This window comes from Halobellus rarus, assembly GCF_024494595.1.
GTDB lineage: Archaea > Halobacteriota > Halobacteria > Halobacteriales > Haloferacaceae > Haloquadratum > Haloquadratum rarum.
In genome coordinates this window covers 106,366-125,560 of record NZ_JANHDI010000013.1, presented here as the reverse complement: position 1 = coordinate 125,560, position 19,195 = coordinate 106,366, and the positions used below count along the sequence as shown (strand labels likewise).

The following is a 19,195-nucleotide window of genomic DNA, read 5'->3' as shown; positions in this document are numbered from 1 at the left end:
ACGAGGCGGCTGTCCCTCTCAGTCGTCGCCGCCCGCCGCTGCGCCCGCCTCGGCCCCGCCGGCCGCGCCGACGCCCTCCTCGTAGTCGGGCTTGAGCACCGTCGCGAGCGCCGCCGTCACGAGCGATCCGATGACGATCGCTGCCAGGAACAGCAGCGGGTTGCTAGACAGCGGGACGACGAAGATGCCGCCGTGCGGGGCGGGCATCGTGACGCCGAGCGACATCGACATCGCCGCGCCGACGGCGCTCCCGACCATAATCGACGGAATGACGCGGATCGGATCCGCCGACGCGTACGGGATCGCTCCCTCGGTGATGAACGAGAACCCGAGGACGATCCCGGATTTGGCGTTCTCGTACATCTCCTCGGCGTACTTGTGCGGCGCGATGAAGTTCGAGATAGCAAGGCCGATCGGCGGGATCATCCCGGCGATCATCACCGCGGCCATCGGCTGGGTGATTCCCTCGGTGATCAGACCCGCGGCGAACACGTAGGCGACCTTGTTGACCGGGCCGCCCATGTCGAACGCCATCATCGCACCGAGAAGCGCGCCGACGAGCAGCGCCTGACTGCCCTGAAGCCCTTCCAGGTACGCGGTCAGCCCCGCGTTCGCGATCGCAACAGGGACGCCGAGGACGAACAGCACGACCGGCGAGACGATCGCCATCGTCAGCACGGGGACGATGAGGACCGGCATCATCGGCTGGATGAAGTCCGGAACGCTCCAGTTCTTGATCCAGCGGGCGACGTAGCCGACGAGGAGGCCGGTGACGAGCGCTCCGAGGTACCCGGCACCTGCCTCGCCGCCTTGCAACCCGATGACCTCGCCTGCCGCCACCAGTACCTCTCCCTGCTGGATCAGATACGACGCGAGGAACCCGGGAGCCAGTCCCGGTCGATCCGCGATCGCGTACGCGACGTACGCGCCGAGGATCGGGACCATAATCGTCAGGCCCAGCCCGCCGATCTGCCCGAGGAAGTACGCCAGCGTCCCGACCTGAGACGTATCCGGCGCACCGTTCGGACCAGTCGGCGCGACGGCGAACCCGAGCGCCAGGAAGATCCCGCCGATGGTCACGAACGGGATCATGTACGATACGCCGGTCATGAGGTCCTCCTTGACCTTCGTCAGGTGGGACCGCATCTTGCTCTCAGCTTTGCTTGACATAAGTCTCCCTCACGGATGTTTCTGAAGGAACTCAAAAATACTTTCGCTCGCGTTTGTTTCTGACTGAATATGGCGTTCTCAATACGGAAATGAACAGCGGACGCGTCAGACCCGCGTGACTGTTACCTGTTCGCGGTTCTCGAAGACGTCGTCGAAGGCCGGAACGCTCGTGCCCGATACCGACACGACGCGCGCGGCGACGACGACCGCCGTTCTGAGCGCGTCCTCGATCGGCTCCCCCCGGGCGAGTCCCGCGAGGAAGCCCGAGAGCAACGCGTCGCCCGCGCCGACCGTGTCGACGACGTCGACCGGGAGCGCCGGGGCGTAGAGCGCGTCGGACTCGGAGACCAGGAGCGCGCCGTCGGCACCGAGTGACGCGAGCACGTACCGATATCCCCGTTCGCGGAGTTCGGCGGCGGCCGACGCGGCGTCTTCGACCGTCTCGACCGCTCGTCCGGTCGCTTCGCCCAGTTCCGATCGGTTCGGTTTGCACACGAGGTACGCTCCGGAAAGCCGCTCTAGGACCGATCCGCCCATATCGACCGCTGTCTCCCAGGGTCCGGCACCGGCCAGCCGATCGACGACGTCGGCGTCGATCCCGCGTGGGAGGCTCCCGGCGACGACGAGCCGGTCGGGGCCGCGATCGCGGACCCGCTCGACCAGCGCGTCGACGTCCTCGCGGCCGACGACGGGACCGTTGTGATTGATCTTGTACTCGCCGTCGGGACTCAGTACCGTGGTGTTCAGGCGGGTTCGCCCGTCGATCTCGACGAAGTCGCGCGCGACGCCGTCGTCGTCGAGCGTCTCGGCGATCATCCGGCCGAACGGCCCGCCGAGAAAGCCCGTCGCGGGGGCCTCGACACCCAGTGCGGTGAGGTACTGCGAGACGTTGATCCCCTTTCCGCCGGCGTCGAACTGCGCGTCGTCGGTCCGAGCGACTTCTCCCTCACGAAGCGGTTCCTCGACCGTGAGCGTGTGATCGACCGCCGGATTCATCGTCACTGTCAGTACGTCGGCGTGACTCGGTGTCCCGGCACCGTCGCGGCGGGTCATAGTGTGGGTGCCTCCGGCGTCGCGACGACCACGGTGACGTCCTCGGCCTCGAACCGCTCTCTGGTCTCGTCGTCGATCTCGCCTGCGGTGATGAACATATCGATGTCCGAGAGGTCGGCGAAGGTCACGAACGAGCGTTCGCCGATCTTCGTCGCGTCCGCGACGAGGACGACACGCGAGGCCCGCTTGACCATCAGTTCCTTGACGCGCGCCTCCTCCTCGTTCGGCGTCGTGAGTCCGGTCTCGACATCGACCGCGTTCGCGCCGAGAAACAGGAGATCGAAGTTCGTCCGTTCGAGGAACGACTCGGCGGTCGGGCCCACCAGCGAACGCGTCCGGCGACGGAGCGTCCCGCCGGTCAGTTTGACGTCGTTTTCCTCCTTTCCGAGTTCGACCGCCAGTCGCGGGGAGTTCGTCACCGCGAGCATCGATCCGTCCTTCGGCGCGCTCTGGGCGACTTGCATCGTCGTCGTCCCCGCGTCGAAGAACACGACCTGTCCCTCCGTGAGCTCCTCGACGGCGCGCTCGGCGATGGCGCGCTTCGCCTCGAGGTTCTGGACCTCCTTCTGTCCGTACGCCTGTTCGTGTCCGACGCTCGTCACGGGGACTGCACCGCCGTGAGACCGCTCGATGAGCCCCTGGCTCTCCAGTTCTTGGAGGTCCCGACGGATCGTCGCCTTCGAGTACCCCAGTTCGTCGGCGAGAGCTTCCACCGACCGCCCGTCCGCGGCGGTGACGAGTTCCACGATGCGTCGTTTTCTCTCAGCGGGTAACATAAGGTTCGTCTGAGCGGACTTCGATCTGTGTATTGTTAATGGTTTGTGTTCGTATCGGAACGTATCCCGAGATTTCTGGCCGTCTAGCGATCACGAACGGACAACAGTAGGCGGATTCGACCGCCACCGGCGAAACTGACGGGCACGACTTCCGCGGAATACGAACGCATGCAGTCTCGGAGGTAACAGATGCGCGGATTCGAAAAACGGGTACGGCGGCCGTGGGGGAACCCACCCCGGCCGGCGGAGACGGATTCGACGGACCGACGACGCTACCGAGACGGCGTGTCTTGCAGCGTCGGCATCGAAATCGTGAAATCGGACAAAAGCGGACGAAACGTCAGTCCAGTCGGTCGAGGACCGCGGCCGTGACCGCCTCGGTGTCGGCGTCGCCGCCGAGGTCGGCCGTCCGGGGGCCGTCTTCGAGCACGGATTCGACCGCCGTGCGGACGTTCTCGGCCTCGTCGGCGTAGCCGAGGTGATCGAGCAGCATCGCCGCCGAGAGGATCGCCGCCGAGGGGTTGGCGACGCCCTCGCCCGCGATGTCTGGTGCGGTGCCGTGGACCGGTTCGAAGAGCGCGTTGTCGGGGCCGACGTTCGCGGACGGAAGCAGTCCCAGTCCGCCGACCAGTCCCGCCGCGAGGTCCGAGAGGACGTCGCCCGCGAGGTTCGGGCAGACGACGACGTCGAACTGCGTTGGATCCAGACAGACGCGCGTCGCGAAGGCGTCCATCAGGACCTCCTCGGTCTCGACGCCCGCCCCCTCGGCGACGTCGACGACCGCGTCGCGGAAGCGGCCGTCGGTCTCGCGCATCACGTTCGCCTTGTGGACGACCTGAAACCCGTCGTTCCCCTGTTCTTCCACGTACTCGCAGGCGTACTCGGCCAGCCGTTCCGAGGCCGACGTGGTGACGACGCGGGTGAGCGTCGAGAGATCGTCCGAGAGGCGATCCTCGTGACCCGCGTAGACGCCCTCGGTGTTCTCGCGCAGGAAGACCAGGTCCGTCTCCGGGCGCACGGCGTCGACGCCGGGGTACGCCCGTGCCGGGCGCACGTTGACGAACGAGCCGACCGCAGTCCGCAGCGGGAGGATGACGTCCGCGGCCGTCTCGCCGGCCGCGCCGAACAGCGTCGCGTCCGCGTCGGCGACGGTGTCGTAGGTCTCCTGCGGGAGCGCCTCGCCCGTCTCTTCCTTCACGGCGTCGCCGGCCTCGGCCTCGACGAACTCGAAGTCGCCGACGGCCTCCAGCACGGAGACGGCGGCGGGGACGACCTCCCGGCCGATGCCGTCGCCCTCGATGACGACGATCTCCTCAGACATCGACGTAGGGGAGTTCGGCGGCTTTCTCGGCGACCGCGTCGGCGTTGGACTTCATCAGCGCCGTCGTGTCCCAGACGCCCTCGGTGAGCGCCCGCCGCTGTGCGTCGTCGACGGTCGCCTCGACGGTCGTGTCGCCGTAGGTGACCGTCTCCTCCTCGACGTCGACGTGGATCTCCCCGTCGGGGTGCTCGTCGATCCACTCCTGGAGGTCGACGATGGTCTCGTGGTCCGCCGTGACCGTCGGAATGCCCAGCGCGAGGCAGTTTCCGGCGAAGATCTCGGCGAACGACTCGCCGACGATGGCGTCGATGCCCCAGCGCATCAGCGCCTGCGGGGCGTGCTCGCGCGAGGAGCCGCAGCCGAAGTTGGCGTTGACGGCGAGCACCGAGGCGTCCTGGAACTGCGGTTCGTTGAAGGGGTGGTCCTTCTGGTCGTCGTCGTCGTCGAACCGGAGGTCGAAGAACGCGAACTCGCCGAGGCCGTCGAACGTGACGACCTTCATGAAGCGCGCGGGGATGATCTGGTCGGTGTCGATGTCGTTCCCGCGGACGGGAACGCCCGTGCCCGTCACCGAGTCGATCTCGGGGATCTCGTCGGTCATACGGCGGTCACCTCCTTGAGTTCGCGCACGTCAGTCACTTTCCCTTCGATCGCCGCGGCGGCGACCATCCGGGGGTTCATCAGCACGGTCCGGCCGTCCTTCGAGCCCTGCCGGCCGATGAAGTTGCGGTTCGAGGAGGACGCGCAGGCCTCGTCGCCCTCCAGTTGGTCCTCGTTCATCCCGAGGCACATCGAACAGCCCGCGTTGCGCCACTCGAAGCCGGCTTCCTCGAAGATCTCGTCGAGGCCCTCGGCCTCGGCGGCGGCCTTCACGCGCTGGCTACCGGGGACGACCATCGCGCGGACGTCCTCGTGGACCTCGCGGCCCTCGACGACCTCGGCCGCCCGACGCAGGTCGGGGAGGCGCGCGTTCGTACAGGACCCGAGGAAGGCGACGTCGATCTCGTAGCCTTCCATCGTGTCCCCGGGCGTGACGCGCATGTGCTCCTGGGCGCGCCGCGCGGTGTCCTGTTTGTCCGCCGCCAGCGACTCCGGCTCCGGAATCGGCTCGGAGATGCCGATGCCCTGGCCGGGCGTGGTCCCCCACGTGACGACCGGCTCCAGTTCGGAGCCGTCGATGGTGACGACGTCGTCGTACTCGGCGTCGTCGTCGGAGCGGATCGACTCCCAGTAGGGCTTGAGCTCGTCGAACTTCTCGGGGTTCTCCCGGAAGTAATCGGTGTCTTTCATCCACTCGTAGGTGGTCTCGTCGGGGTTGACGTACCCCGCTCGCGCGCCGCCCTCGATGGACATGTTGCAGATGCTCATCCGCCCCTCCATGTCGAGGCTCTCGATGGCCTCGCCGGCGTACTCGTAGACGTAGCCGACGCCGCCCTCGGTGCCCAGGCGACGGATCACCTCGAGGATGACGTCCTTCGCCTCGACGCCGGGGCCGAGTTCGCCCGTGACCTCGATCTTTCGAACCTTCTTCTTCTCCATCGCGATCGTCTGCGTCGCGAGCACGTCGCGGATCTGGCTCGTCCCGATCCCGAACGCCAGCGCGCCGAACGCGCCGTGCGTCGAGGTGTGGGAGTCGCCGCAGACGATCGTCTTCCCGGGCTGGGTGAGTCCCTGCTCGGGCCCGATGACGTGGACGATCCCCTGTTCGCCCGTCGTGGGGTCCGAGAACTGGATGCCGGCGTCTCGAACGTTCTGTTCGAGCTCAGACATCATCTCCTCGGCCGCGTCGTCGCGGTACGGACGCGACTGGTCCGCCGTCGGGACGATGTGGTCGACCGTCGCGTGCGTGAGTTCGGGGTAGGCGACCTCTAGGTCGCGCTCCTGCAGCATCCCGAACGCCTGCGGGCTCGTCACCTCGTGGATGAGGTGGAGACCGACGAACAGCTGCGTCTGTCCCGTCGGGAGCTCCGAGACCGTGTGTTCCTCCCAGACCTTGTCGTACAGCGTTCCCTCACTCATCTACATCACCGTGGGCTTCCGCGTTCATCAATATCTCGGTCATCCTCATCCTCAGTCGTCCGCGGCCGCCTCCGCGGCCTCTTCTTCCTCGCCCCACGCGAACAGGTCGCGGAGGGGTTCGCCGACCTGTTCGACCTCGTGAGTCTCCTCGGCGTGTTTCAGCTGGGTGTAGGACGGTCGACCGGCCTGGTTCTCCGCGATCCACTCGCGGGCGAACGTGCCGTCCTGGACCTCCTCGAGGACTTCTTCCATCCGCTCGCGGGCGTGCTCGTCGATGATCCGGTCGCCGCGCGTGAGGCCGCCGTACTCGGCGGTGTCGGAGACGGAGTCCCACATATTGGAGAGCCCGCCCTCGTACATCAGGTCGACGATGAGCTTCAGTTCGTTCAGACACTCGAAGTACGCCATCTCCGGGGAGTAGCCGGCGTCGACGAGCGTTTCGTAGCCCTCGCGGACGAGCGCGGTCATCCCGCCGCAGAGGACGGCCTGCTCGCCGAAGAGGTCGGTCTCGGTCTCCTCGCGGAACGTCGTCTCGATGACGCCGGCGCGGGTGCAGCCGATCGCGTGCGCCCACGCGAGCGCCTCCTCGCGCGCATCGCCCGTCTCGTTCTGGTAGACCGCGACGAGCCCCGGCGTTCCCTGTCCGGCCTCGTAGTTGCGCCGCACCAGGTGGCCGGGGGACTTCGGCGCGACCATCGTCACGTCGACGTCCTCCGGCGGTCGGATCTGGTTGTAGTGGATGTTGAACCCGTGAGAGAACTGCAGCGTGTCGCCGGCCTCGAGTCCGTCCTTGATCTGCTCGAACACCGCGGGCTGGACCGTGTCGGGGACGAGCATCGAGACGATGTCCGCCTCGGCGGCGGCGTCCGCGGGCGTCTCGACGCGGAGTCCGTCCGCCTCGGCGGCCGCGCGCGAGGACGAGTCCTCGCGCAGCCCGACGATCACGTCGACTCCGGAGTCGGCAAGGTTCTGCGACTGGGCGTGGCCCTGGCTGCCGTAGCCGAGGACGGCCACCGTCTTGTCGTCGATGTAGGAGCGATCCGCGTCGTCGTCGTAGTATACCGTCGTGTTCAGGTCTTCGTCTGTCATTTTTGAGATGTTATTGTGCGTTCGTCGGTCGCGTCGGTTCGTCCGCGGTGCCCGGTTTCTCCCCCGGGACGGTCGCCTGATCGCCGCGCGCCAACGCCGTGTAGCCCGTGCGCGCGATCTCGATGATGCCGAACTGGCGGAACGCGTCGATCGCGTCGTCGATCTTCTGCTCGTCGCCGGTGAGCTGGACCGTGATGGTCCGCGGGCCGGCATCGAGCGTCTGCCCGTCGTACATCTCCGTGACCGCGTGCACCTTGTCGGGTTCGTCGCCCTCGACTTTCAGGAGGACGAGTTCGGTCCGCACGGCGTCGTCGTCGAGTTCACCGACGGCGATCACCGGCTTGAGTTTGGCGAGTTGCTTCTCCGCCTGATCGATCCCGGGGTCGGGCTCCTCGATGACCATCGTGATCCGCGAGTGGTTCTCGACGGTCGTCGGCCCGACGGTGAGGCTCTCGATGTTGAACTGCCGGCGGGAGAACAGCCCCGCGATGCGCGAGAGCACGCCGGGATCGTCCTCGACCAGCGCCGACAGCACCGCGCGGCGCTGTTCGGGCTCGGCCTCGGCCTCCGGATCGATTCGAATCCCCTGGGAGTTGCGGCGTCCCTCGGGGTGCGGCCGCTCCTCCGGCTTCGGTCCCTTCAGTCCGTGCTTCGGCAGATCGTCGGTCTCGTCGGTTTCCTGCGAGCTCATAGCTGATCCTCCGTCAGTGCGAACTGTCCGTTTGCGCCGCCGGAGGGGACCATCGGGTAGACGTTCTCCGCCGGGTCGATGTGGAAGTCGATGACCGACGGTCCGTCGTATGCGACGGCCTCCTCGACGGTGTCTGCGACCTCGTCGTAGTCGTCGACGCGGAAACCGCGCGCGCCGAACGCCTCCGCGAGCATATCGAACTCGGGACACCAGTTGTACTCCGCGGCCATCCGCCGGCCCTCGAAGAAGGCGTCCTGCCACTGGCGGACCATCCCGATGTACTCGTTGTTCAGCACCGCGACGGTGATGTCCAGTTCCTCGCGGACGGCGACGGAAAGCTCCTGAATCGTCATCAGGAAGGAGCCGTCGCCGTCGATGCAGACGACGTCTTGGTCGTCGTCGGCCGCGATTCGAGCGCCGATCGCCGCGGGCAGGCCGTAGCCCATCGTCCCGAGGCCGTGACTCGACACCCACGTCCGCGGCTCGGTGAACGTCCAGTACTGGGCGGCCCACATCTGGTGTTGGCCGACTCCCGAGGTGACGATGGCGTCGTCGCCGGTCGCCTCGTCGAGGATCTCGACGACGAACTGCGGCTTCAGCGGCTCGTCGTCCGGCGTCGCGTAGTCCATCGGGTACTCCTCCTTCCAGGTCTGACACTGTTCGCGCCACTCGTCGGCCTCGGGCGAGGCGTCGATCGCGTCGTCGACCTGATCGAGGACGATGCCCGCGTCGCCGATCAGCGGGTAGTCCGCGTGGACGTTCTTCGATATCTCCGCGGGATCGATGTCGATGTGGACGACCTCCGCCTCCGGCGCGAAGGTGTCGATGCCGCCGGTCAGGCGGTCGTCGAAGCGCGTCCCGACCGCGATCAGCAGATCCGTGTGCGTGATCGCCATGTTCGCGTAGCCGGTGCCGTGCATCCCCGCCCACGAGAGACACAGGTCGTCGTCCTCGGGGAACGAGCCGATGCCCGGCATCGTCGTGACCACGGGAACCTCGTGTTCGTGCGCGAACGCGCGGGCCTGCTCGGTCGCGTCGCCCTTGATGACGCCGCCGCCGAAGAGCAACAGCGGTCGTTCGGCCGCCTCGATCGCCTCGGCGGCTTCCTCGACGTTCTCCTCGTCGGCGACGTACTGCGGTCGCGTCGTCGCCGGCGGCTCGGCCGGACCGGGTTCGGCGTCGGTCCCGTCGAGGGTGACGTTCTTCGGGAGGTCGACGAGCGTCGGGCCGGGTCGACCCTCGCCCGCGAGCGCGAGCGCTTCACCGACCGTGTCGCCGACGGTGTCGGCGTCGCTGGCGAAGTAGTTGTGCTTCGTGATCGGCGCGGTGACGCCGGTGGTGTCGGTCTCCTGGAACGCGTCGGAGCCGACCATGTCCGAGGGGACCTGCCCGGTCAGCGCGAGCAGGCCGTCGGAGTCCATGTTCGCGTCGGCGATGCCGGTGACGAGGTTCGTCGCCCCCGGTCCCGACGTCGCCAGACAGACGCCCGGCTCGTTCCGGACGACGCTGAAGGCGTCGGCGGCGTGGGCCGCCCCCTGTTCGTGCGCCATCGTGACGTGGCGGATGTCCGAGTGGTACAGCGCGTCGTAGACGGGCATGATCGCCCCGCCCTGAACGCCGAACGCCGCCTCGACGCCCTCGTTTTCGAGCGCGCGGATGACGGACTCAGAGCCGGTCGTGACGGGGGTTTGCTCCGTCTCTTCCTCCGGGTCGGCCTCGGCGTCGGTCGTCGCGTTCGGCGACGACGGTGCCTGTTTACTCATTCTCGCTCACCTCCGCAGTCGGCTGACGAGCGGCGTTTCGGCCGCGTACGGGACGCTTCGGCGTTCGGTCCCGCGTGGGTCGGCGTGGTCTGCGTTCGATACGTCGGCATCGGTCGTGCGGATCGGGCGTGGTACTCCATAGTCGGTGTGTGACGGTCGCTGGTCGGTCGGACGGCGGTCGCGAACGGGATCGAAACGGCGAGAATAGGTAATGACGGGGCTATAGCGCCCCTACAATGATCTGCGCGTCGACGCCGAGCGTCTCGGCGTCGATCGACCGGCGCACGCGAGCGAGCGACGCCGCTGTCGGCGCGGCGGCCGTCGCGTCGGTGTGCCGTCGTCGCATCGTACCTGAAAGATGCGTCTCGTCCGTATTGAACGTTTCGCGCCGCGGGTCCGGTTCGAGCGGTCGGCCGGCGGCGCACCCGTGGCTCGTCGGATCGAGCAACCGGGGCGCGCGCCATCAGGCGCGGACCTCCCCCTGTTCGTCGTCTTCGTCCTCCCGGTTGACGCCGACCTCCCGGGCGAAGCGCGTGAGCACGTCGACGGTGACGCGCTCCTTCTCCGCGCCGTAGTCCTTGACCCGTCGGGTGACGTCTCGGACCTCCGTGTCGGTCGGCGTGAAGCCGGACTCCTCCAGTCGCTTGCGGACCGAGTGAGTCCCGGTGTGCTTGCCGAGGACGAACTCCCGCTGGGCCCCGACCATGTCCGGCGTCATCACGCCCGGCTCGAACGTGTCCGTGTTCTCGAGCACGCCCGCGGCGTGGATGCCGCTCTCGTGTGAGAAGGCGTTCCGTCCCACGACCGGCTTGTTCGCCGGAACCGGGATGTCGCTGGCCTCCTCGACCATCCGCGACAGTTCGGTGATTCGAGTGGTGTCGATCCCCGTGTCGACGCCGTACAGGGACTCGGCCGCCATCACGACCTCCTCGAACGCGGCGTTGCCGGCGCGCTCGCCGATGCCGTTGACGGAGACCTGCGCCTGCGACGCGCCCGCCTCGAAGCCGGCCATCGCGTTGGCGGCGGCCAGTCCGAAGTCGTCGTGCGCGTGCACGTCGATCCGGGCGTCGGTGTGCTTTCGCACTTCCCGAACCATACTGGCGAAGCGCGTCGGCGTGGCGACGCCGGTGGTGTCGGGGATGTTGACCCAGTCGACGCCCGCCTCGTCGACGGCGCTCAGGATCTCGGCCAAGAAGTCGATGTCGGTCCGGGTGGCGTCCATCGGCGAGAACATCGCCTCGACGCCGGCGGCTTTCACTCGTTCGACGCTCTCGACGGCGCGCTCGACGGCCTCCTCGCGGGAGGCGTGCATCGAGTCCGCCAGCTGGACGTCGCTCGTGCTGACGAAGACGTGGACCAACCCGACGCCGGAGTCGAGTGCGGCCTCCACGTCCTTGTCGACGACGCGCGCCAGTCCGCAGACGGTCGTGTCCGTCGCGGCGGCGATGTCACTGACGGACTCGAACTCGGCGTCGGAGTTGACCGGGAACCCCGCCTCGATGACGTGCGTCCCCATCTCGTCCAGCGTCGCCGCGATGTTACGCTTCTCGTCGTAGCTGAACGAGGTGCGTGGCGACTGCTCGCCGTCGCGGAGCGTCGTGTCGAAAATCCGTACGTTCTCGATCTCGGATTCAGTTATTTGGGCTAATGTGCCCTGGAAGAACTCGACCAGCCGGGGTGTCCGACTGAGCCTCCATGTCGTCGTTAGACATTGTGTCTGATCACTGCCCCGGAAAGATATTAAAAGCTTTCGCTGTGGTCGGGTGCGTCGCCCGGCGTCGACTGGCCGGCGTCGACGGCCGAACACCGTGCTGAAGGCCTACATCGCTCGAATTGGTGGCCACAGGCCGGAAGAGAGTACACAGGAGAGGCAGTCGATACACCGTGGCTACCCGTGTGAACGCTATCGATTCGGCGCAATTTCCGCCGTGAATCCGGTCAGTTGCCCACCGTCGGCGCTCGCGCGCGCCCCGGAGTGGACGAACGGTCACGGAATTCTGCGGTGGCGACCCCGAGAATTTGCGGTGGCGACCCCGGGGGCCGGATGTCGTGAACGAATACGCTCGATGCGCCGAGATGAGACGAGACGGCGGGTCCGAATCCTTTTCGTCCCGCTTTGCGTGTACGTCCGTATGAGCGATTTCAACCTCAACCTCTCGGAGGCAGAAGAACACCTCGACGAAGACGTCGAGGGCGACGTCGTCCTCGGGATCCTGGACGGCTCGACCGACCCCGAGGTGTGGGTCCGCACCGTCGAGGCTGACAACGTCCTCGTTCTCGCCGTGGAGGGCGACCTCAACGAGCTGGCGAAGGGCTTCGCCCGCCCGGTCAGGGACATGGGCGGCAGCCTCACCCACTTCCGGGACTTCCTGATCGTGGCCCCGCCCGAGGTCGACATCGACACCGACAGACTCTGATCGGGGTTTCGCGCCCCAGCGGAACGTCCAGCGTCGCCAGCGACGCGACACCGACCGGGAACGAAGCGCACTGCGATCGCGAACGAAGCGCATCACAACTGAGAACGGATCCCGGTCCGACCGGGAAGCGGCGTCGCGCCGCTCAGGGTCGCAGAAACGTCAGGACGTGGCCGTCGTCGTCGACGACGCGGACGCCGCCGCCGACGGGTTCCGGACCGCTCGGCCAGGGCGCGCCCGACTCGACCGCGGCGTCGGGATTGGGGGTGGTAAACGCGAGGTCGACGTGCAGTCCGCCCCGGGCGTCCGCGATTCCCAGCTGCGGTTCCCAGAGTTCGAGGGCCACCGGGCCACCCAGACGGACGCGACGACGCTCCTCGCCCCGGTCGGCGACCTCGAACCCGAGCCGTCGGTACCGCGCCTCCGCCCGATCGAGGTCCCGAACCTCCAAGACGACCTCGAAGATTCCCGTGAGCGCCGGCGGCCGCTCCCCGTCTGCGCCGCTCGTCGAATCGGCGGTATCGACGTCGCTCTCTCTGTCCACGCTCCCGATCTCGACGCAGTGGCCGTCCGGGTCGTAGACGTACAGCGAGTCGCTCGCGCCGAACGAGAACTCGACGGGGTCGAGATCGGCGAGTCGCCGTCGCCACGCGGCGTACGCCGCCGGCGTCGTCGAGAACGCGTAGTGGGTGTGGACGCCGCCGCGCGGGACGGTTGTCGGCCGGCGGAGGAGGAGTTCCGTCGGGCCGGCGTCTCCGCCATCCGGACCGATCTCGTAGCCGACGGCCGACGTCGATTCGTCGGCTCCCGTCGCTCGGGGACCGGGACGTTCCGCCTCGAGACCCAGGCGTCCCTCGTAGAATTCCCGCGCCCGCGACAGCGATTTCACTTCGAGTCCGAGACGTCGGAGTTCGGTGAGCATACCCCACGTTGGCAACCCAGCGTCAAGGGCGTACTGCCCGAACCCGATCGCCCGGCCGGAATCCGGCAGCGGTATCAGTTCCGAGATCCGACGTGAATTTATATACCAGCCGTTTCAGTATAGTCTCGTATGTCTGAAACGACGGCGGAGTCACAGGACCCGCCGACGGAGATTCGGGTCCTCCACGTCGACGACGACCCCGACATCGTCGAGCTGACCGCCTCGTTTCTGACGCGCTTCGACGACGCGTTCTCGGTGTACACCTCGACCGATCCGGAGGCCGCCCTCGGACGCATCGAGGGCGAGCGGATCGACTGCGTCGTGAGCGACTACGAGATGCCCGTGATGGACGGCCTCGAACTCCTCGAACGGGTCAGGGAGTCCGACCGGAACGTCCCGTTCATCCTCTTCACGGGACGGGGCTCCGAGGCAATCGCGAGCAAGGCCATCTCCGCCGGGGTGACGGACTACCTCCAGAAGGAGACCGGCACCGAGCAGTACACCGTGCTGGCGAACCGCATCAAGAACGCCGTCGAGCAGGTCCGTTCACAGCGCGCGTTGGCGGAGAGCCAGCGCCGGCTCTCGCGGTTCATCGACCAGTCGCCGCTGGGGACGATCGAGTACGACGAGACCTTCACGATCGTCAGGGTCAACGAGGCCGCGACGGAGATCACGGGCTACGAGGCGGAAGAACTGGTCGGGGGGACCTGGCTCCCGATCGTCCCCGAGGAGGGATACCGACACGTCGCCGAGATCGAGCGACAACTGCTCGCCGACCGCGGCGGTTACCAGAGCGTCAACGACATCGTTCGCAAGAACGGCGAGCGGCGGCTCTGCTCGTGGCACAACCGGGTCGTCACCGGCGAGGACGGCGACATCCTCTCGATCTTCTCGCAGTTCGAGGACGTCACCGAGGAGGAACAGCGGCGAACGCAACTCGAACGAACCAACATTCTCCGATCGACGCTCTTCGAGACGTTGCCGGTCGGCGTGCTCGCAGAAGACGCCGACAGGAACGTGCTGCGGGTCAACGAGCGGTTCCTCGAACTGTTCGACGTCTCCGCCGAACCGGAAGACGTGATCGAGGACGACTGCGAGGCGTTCGCAGCGCGGGTGAGCGGTCTGTTCGCCGAACCCGAGGGGTTCGTCTCGCGGATCAACGAGCTGATCGACGCGCGCGAGCCGGTCTGGAACGACGAGCTCGTCCTCGACGACGGTCGGGCCTTCGAGCGGAACTACCGACCGATCGAACTCCCCGACGGAAGCGGGCACCTCTGGGTGTACTACGACGTCACCGAGCGCAAGGAACGGGAACGCCGCCTCGAGGCGCTGAACGAGACCGCCAGAGAGCTGATGACGGCGGAGTCCTGCGAGGAGGTGGCCGAGATCGGCGTCGACGCGGCGAAGACGATCATCGGCCTCGACGCCAACGTGGTCAACCTCTACAGGGGGGGCGAGGGGCTCGTCCCCGTCGCCGCGACCGAGACGGCGAGAGAGCTCGTGGGCGAGTTGCCGACGTTCGCGGAGGGCGAAGGGATCGCCTGGCGCGTCTTCGAGGATGGCGAAGCGAAGTCGGTCGACGACATCCAGGCCGATCCCGACGTGTACAACCCGGAGACACCGATCCGCAGCGAAATGTACGTCCCGCTCGACGAGTACGGCATCCTCATCGCCGGATCGCCGACGCCGGACGCCTTCGACGACGAGGACGTCGTGCTCAGCGAGATCCTGGGGATCAACATCGTCACGGCGCTCGAACAGGTCCGGCGGAACGAGCGGATCCGCGAGCGCGAGCGCGAACTCACCCGACAGAACGCCCGTCTCGAAGAGTTCGCCAGCGTCGTCTCGCACGACCTCCGCAACCCGCTGAACGTCGCCTCGGGGCGACTCGATCTGGCCCGAGAGGACTGCGACAGCGAGCAGCTCGAGTACGTCGCCGACGCCCACGGTCGGATGGGCGAACTCATCGACGACCTGCTCACGCTCGCTCGCGAGCGCGACACCGATGTCGAGCCGACGTCGGTCGAGCTGGCCTCGTTCGTCCGCTCCTGCTGGGGGAACGTCGACACGGGCGATGCGGCGTTCACCGTCGACGTCGAGGGGACTGTCGACGCCGACGAGACCCAACTCAGACAGCTCTTCGAGAACCTCCTTCGCAACGCCGTCGAACACGGCGGCGACGCGGTACGGGTCGGAACCCTGGAAGACGGCGACGGCTTCTACGTCGAGGACGACGGCCCCGGGATCCCGCCCGACGAACGCGGGGACATCTTCGAGTACGGGTACTCGACGACGCCGGGCGGGACCGGATTCGGCCTCTCGATCGCGAAGCAGTGCGTCGAGGCACACGGGTGGGAGATCCGGGTGACCGACGGCGCTGACGGGGGCGCGCGCTTCGAGATCAGCGGCGTCACCGTCGGCGACGCGGAGTGACGCCGAGAGCCACGTCGTTCCGCTTCACCTGATCTTCCGAACGTCGCTGATGTCGAACCCGCCCTCGTGGATCTCGGTCTCGAAACGGACGATGTTCTCGCGCTCGATCTGCGAGAGGACGCCCCGGAACTCCTGGACGACCATCGTCCGCGCGCGCTTGGAACCGCCGGACTCCCACTCGAACTGTAACGTCCCGTCGGCGGCGTCCATCAGGTGCCCGAGCTCCGTCCGTTCGAGGGTCTCGCGGCTGGCGTACGCCAGGACGAGGCCGTCCCAGCGGTGCGCGGCCTTCCCGAGGCCGCGGATCAGCATCGCGATGTCGTTCCACGTCATCTCGTCGGAGATGCCGGCCACCAGGTCCGTGATCGAGTCGACGACGACGAGATTCTCCGCTGCGTGCTCGTTGAGGTACTGGCCGAGCGCCGTGAGTACTTCCGAACGCTCCTCGCGGCCGCCGAGGTCCTGCAGTTTCGTCGTCGCTCCGAGATACCACTCTCGGGGAACCGGACTCAACTGGAAGTACTCGGGCGAGAAGTCGCGGACGGTGATCCGGTCTGCGGCCTCGCTCACGAGGTCGTCGTCGAGGACGTACGCCATCTCGCGGCGGAGGTTGTCCTCGTCGTCGGTGAACGAGAGGTAGTGCACTTCGGGGGGAAGTGCGGCGTCCTCGTGGAGGTCGCCGTAGTGCAACTCGAACAGCTCTCTGTCGCCCCGGGCGACGGCGTTCATCGTCGCGCTCGTGTACATGAACTCCCGCGCACCGGCACCCGGTTCGCCGACCAGAAGCACGACCGATCCCGACGGCGCTCCGCCGCCGATGACGCTGTCCAGGTGCGAGATACCGAACGGGATCCGGTCCATGGGCGGACCTCACGGGCGTCGCCGTTAACCGTTTCGGGCACTGACCGGCGGTGGCCTCCGGTGGACGGCCGGCGGCCTTCGGACACCGAACCTACGGGAGGGGACAGAGGCTCGCCGTGAAGACCGCGACTTCTCCCGAGTCGTTTCGCGCCCCGTGGACGGCGCCGCGATCGTGGCGGACGACGCCCGGTGCGCCGACCGTCTCGCTCTCGCCGTCGCGCACGACGACCACGGATCCCTCCAGCACGTGGAAGACGTTCGTGCTCTCGGCGTGCTCGTGGGGGTCCAGTTCCGCTCCCGGACCGAGCGCGAACGCCTTCACGAGCACGTCGTCGGTCACGACGAGTTCTGCGGTCTGGATCTCGCCGTCGGCTGGATCGAGCGCCTCACGCACGTCGTCGTACAGTTCGAGTGCCATACCGGAGTCGTGTGGGGGAACCGTCTATAGGCTGTCGGTCGTGCGGCCTTCACTCCTGGGCGTACTCCGACGCGGTCCGGATCTCGAAGCGCGCGCCGCCGGAGGCGGCCTCCGTCGCCCGGATCTCCCACTCGTGGGCGTCGACGATCTCCGAGACGATGGCGAGGCCGAATCCGGTGCCGTCGTCCGAGGTCGTATAGCCCGCCTCGAAGACCTCGTCGCGGTCTTCCTCGGGGATTCCCGCCCCGTCGTCCTCGACGTAGAAGCCGTCGCCCTCTTCCAGCGGGCCCACGCTCACGACGACGTCGTCGCCGCCGTGCTCGATCGCGTTTCGGAACAGGTTCTCGAACAGCTGTTGGAGGCGCTCGGGATCCGCGGAGACGGTCACGTCGACGTCGTCGTCTATCGAGAGCGACGCCTGCCCCCCGGCGATCATACCCCACGACCGCCTCGCGAGACCGGCGAGATCGACGCGTTCGGTCTCGTCGATCGAGACGCCCTCCCTCGCGAGAGTCAGCATCTCCTCGATGAGTTGCTCCATCCGCTCGTGCGCCCGGACGACCGGTTCCAGGTGCTCGGTGTTCCCGTCCTCGATCGCGAGGTCGGTCCGGCCCTTCGCGACCTGAAGCGGGTTCCGGAGGTCGTGGGAGACGATGCTCGCGAACTGTTCGAGCTTCTCGTTTTTGGCCTCCAGCTCCTGGCGGTACTGCTCGCGGTGCGTCACGTCCGAGAGGACGATCGACTGTCCCGTCTCTGCGCCCCCCGTCGTGAACGGGTTCGAGGAGACGTTGTAGTACCGGGTCGTCTCGCCGTCTTCGATCTCGAGGATCGACTTCTTCCTGTCGAGCACGTCCGCGAGTCTCGGAACGAACTCTGCGAGCGGTTCGTCGATCGAGTCCGCGAGCGACGGGAACAGACCCTCCGCGCGCCTGTTGTAGTCCCGGACCTTGCCGCCCCCGTCGACGACCACGATCGGATCGTCGGTCTCGCCCGCGACCCGGACGAACTGGAACCGGTCGAAGTACAGCGAGAAGACGCCGACGGCGAAGGCGGCCACGCCGATCGAGGAGTACGTGATGTCGAGGACGGCCGGCGACACCGCGCCCGCGACGTCGAGGACCACTGGGATGCCCGTTAGTCCGATGAGGACGAAGAGCGGGCGGGTGTCGGAGTTGACCCGGACGAACAGCTCGAAGAGCATGAAGAAGCCGACGAACGCGAGCGAGTACGCAAGCCCCATCGCGATCCAGTGAAACGCGCGGTGGTTGATCTCGAGATACGCGAAGGGGACGACCGCCGATTCGGCGACGAAGTACCAGTTGTGCACCGGGTTCGTCAGCTTCACCGCGACGATGGCGAGGAACACGACGAGAAACGCCCGACGGACGGCCGGGTCGCGGTGGACGGACCGACCGGTGTACGCCGCGCAGAAGTAGAGCCACGGTCCGACCGAGGCGATACCGACGACGAGTCCGATCACGTAGAAGGTGTACTGGAGCCCGACGGTCGGCATCGTGAGGTAGCCGACGTGTGCGGCCGCCCACCCGCCGCTCGTGACGAGAAGCCAGAAGAGACCCCTCCTGGTGTCCTCGTGTTCGATGTGCCGCGTGCGCGGCAGCATCGCGAGACAGGCGACAGCGGCGGCGGCGAAGGCGAACACGTACGCACCGTACAGCGCGCTCGAATAGGATAGTGACAGCATCCGTCCCTGTTGTGCTCCACCGTTAGCGGGCAACGGCATCAACCCACCGAATTGTCGAACCGGTCCCGGGCGCTATCGTGACGTCTGCAGTCTACTGCGCATCTGATCGCGATCGACCGCGAGCACGTGATCGAACGCGTGCAAACGACGTTTCCGAAAAGGGGTGTCGATCGTGCGGGCGTTCTCTCGCCCGCGGGAGCGGGTGCCTCTGTGGCCGGTCGCCGGGTGGGGCGACGACCGGCCGGCGCTCGGTGGCGAGCGGGTGGTCAGGCCCGCTCGCATACGTGCCGACGCCCGCCGGGACGGGAGAACCGACGGGCGTCGGCGCGTCGGAGCCGCGGCCGACGACACGGAACGCGGGTTGATCGCGTTCCGGTGCCAGCCCCGGGAAGCGGCCGCCGCGACCATCCATCGGGACGACCGCGTTGCGACGCCGCGCCACGAGGCACGGCGACGCGGTCGACGCTTGCGGGCCGGAACACTTCAACCGGGACGATACTCAAGCCGAATTCACCGCCCCCCGGCGACGAAAACCCGGTTAATTCGGATAAAACGTGGCGCGA

The 19,195-nt window shown here is 67.4% G+C and carries 17 protein-coding genes; 2 read left to right on the top strand and 15 right to left on the bottom strand.

Annotation, left to right across the window (positions count from 1 at the left end; translation table 11 throughout):
- Window positions 1–18 precede the first annotated feature (18 nt).
- The 11 genes from NO876_RS15480 to NO876_RS15430 form a co-directional block, all read right to left on the bottom strand.
- The gene (locus NO876_RS15480; protein ID WP_256422571.1) at window positions 19–1,170 is read right to left on the bottom strand and encodes a PTS fructose transporter subunit IIC; all 1,152 of its coding nucleotides are present in this window, start codon (window positions 1,168–1,170) and stop codon (window positions 19–21) included.
- Between the two features lie 105 nt (window positions 1,171–1,275).
- Window positions 1,276–2,223 carry a 1-phosphofructokinase gene (gene pfkB, locus NO876_RS15475; RefSeq protein ID WP_256422570.1) on the bottom strand — a complete coding sequence of 316 codons (948 nt, stop codon included), beginning with the start codon at window positions 2,221–2,223 and terminating at the stop codon, window positions 1,276–1,278.
- Window positions 2,220–2,999, bottom strand: coding sequence for an HTH-type transcriptional regulator GlpR (glpR, locus tag NO876_RS15470; protein ID WP_256422569.1), 780 nt, complete (start codon window positions 2,997–2,999; stop codon window positions 2,220–2,222). The genes pfkB and glpR overlap by 4 nt, the downstream gene beginning before the upstream one ends.
- Before the next feature lie 340 nt (window positions 3,000–3,339).
- Entirely contained in the window at window positions 3,340–4,320 is a 981-nt protein-coding gene (gene leuB / locus NO876_RS15465) for a 3-isopropylmalate dehydrogenase (protein ID WP_256422568.1), read from the bottom strand.
- The gene (gene leuD / locus NO876_RS15460; protein WP_256422567.1) at window positions 4,313–4,921 is read right to left on the bottom strand and encodes a 3-isopropylmalate dehydratase small subunit; all 609 of its coding nucleotides are present in this window, start codon (window positions 4,919–4,921) and stop codon (window positions 4,313–4,315) included. Before leuD ends, leuB begins: the two co-directional genes overlap by 8 nt.
- The gene (gene leuC, locus NO876_RS15455) at window positions 4,918–6,339 is read right to left on the bottom strand and encodes a 3-isopropylmalate dehydratase large subunit (protein WP_256422566.1); all 1,422 of its coding nucleotides are present in this window, start codon (window positions 6,337–6,339) and stop codon (window positions 4,918–4,920) included. The genes leuD and leuC overlap by 4 nt, the downstream gene beginning before the upstream one ends.
- Before the next feature lie 51 nt (window positions 6,340–6,390).
- A complete protein-coding gene (gene ilvC, locus NO876_RS15450; protein WP_256422565.1) occupies window positions 6,391–7,428 on the bottom strand; it encodes a ketol-acid reductoisomerase in 1,038 nt (345 codons plus the stop codon).
- A 10-nt stretch (window positions 7,429–7,438) separates the two neighbouring features.
- Complete coding sequence (ilvN, locus tag NO876_RS15445) at window positions 7,439–8,119, bottom strand: acetolactate synthase small subunit (protein ID WP_256422564.1); 681 nt, start codon at window positions 8,117–8,119, stop codon at window positions 7,439–7,441.
- A complete protein-coding gene (gene ilvB / locus NO876_RS15440; protein ID WP_256422563.1) occupies window positions 8,116–9,882 on the bottom strand; it encodes a biosynthetic-type acetolactate synthase large subunit in 1,767 nt (588 codons plus the stop codon). The genes ilvN and ilvB overlap by 4 nt, the downstream gene beginning before the upstream one ends.
- Before the next feature lie 220 nt (window positions 9,883–10,102).
- Window positions 10,103–10,228 carry a hypothetical protein gene (locus tag NO876_RS15435; protein ID WP_256422562.1) on the bottom strand — a complete coding sequence of 42 codons (126 nt, stop codon included), beginning with the start codon at window positions 10,226–10,228 and terminating at the stop codon, window positions 10,103–10,105.
- Window positions 10,229–10,345: 117 nt separating this feature from the next.
- Window positions 10,346–11,623 carry a LeuA family protein gene (locus NO876_RS15430; protein ID WP_390276925.1) on the bottom strand — a complete coding sequence of 426 codons (1,278 nt, stop codon included), beginning with the start codon at window positions 11,621–11,623 and terminating at the stop codon, window positions 10,346–10,348.
- Window positions 11,624–12,014: 391 nt separating this feature from the next.
- Between NO876_RS15430 and NO876_RS15425 the strand changes: the two genes are divergently transcribed.
- A complete protein-coding gene (locus NO876_RS15425) occupies window positions 12,015–12,299 on the top strand; it encodes a DUF5779 family protein (RefSeq protein WP_256422561.1) in 285 nt (94 codons plus the stop codon).
- 142 nt (window positions 12,300–12,441) lie between these two features.
- Here the strand turns inward: NO876_RS15425 and NO876_RS15420 are convergent, their stop codons facing one another.
- Window positions 12,442–13,218 carry a VOC family protein gene (locus NO876_RS15420; RefSeq protein WP_256422560.1) on the bottom strand — a complete coding sequence of 259 codons (777 nt, stop codon included), beginning with the start codon at window positions 13,216–13,218 and terminating at the stop codon, window positions 12,442–12,444.
- Between the two features lie 129 nt (window positions 13,219–13,347).
- Between NO876_RS15420 and NO876_RS15415 the strand changes: the two genes are divergently transcribed.
- Complete coding sequence (locus tag NO876_RS15415) at window positions 13,348–15,651, top strand: hybrid sensor histidine kinase/response regulator (protein WP_256422559.1); 2,304 nt, start codon at window positions 13,348–13,350, stop codon at window positions 15,649–15,651.
- Window positions 15,652–15,675: 24 nt separating this feature from the next.
- Here NO876_RS15415 and NO876_RS15410 read toward each other — a convergent pair whose 3' ends face one another.
- The 3 genes from NO876_RS15410 to NO876_RS15400 all read right to left on the bottom strand — a co-directional run bounded on the left by NO876_RS15410 (window position 15,676) and on the right by NO876_RS15400 (window position 18,671).
- Window positions 15,676–16,512: an RAD55 family ATPase gene (locus NO876_RS15410; protein WP_256422558.1), complete on the bottom strand. Its 837-nt coding sequence runs from the start codon at window positions 16,510–16,512 to the stop codon at window positions 15,676–15,678.
- A 91-nt stretch (window positions 16,513–16,603) separates the two neighbouring features.
- Window positions 16,604–16,930, bottom strand: coding sequence for a cupin domain-containing protein (locus NO876_RS15405; RefSeq protein WP_256422557.1), 327 nt, complete (start codon window positions 16,928–16,930; stop codon window positions 16,604–16,606).
- A gap of 49 nt (window positions 16,931–16,979) precedes the next feature.
- The gene (locus NO876_RS15400) at window positions 16,980–18,671 is read right to left on the bottom strand and encodes a sensor histidine kinase (protein WP_256422556.1); all 1,692 of its coding nucleotides are present in this window, start codon (window positions 18,669–18,671) and stop codon (window positions 16,980–16,982) included.
- Window positions 18,672–19,195: the final 524 nt, after the last annotated feature.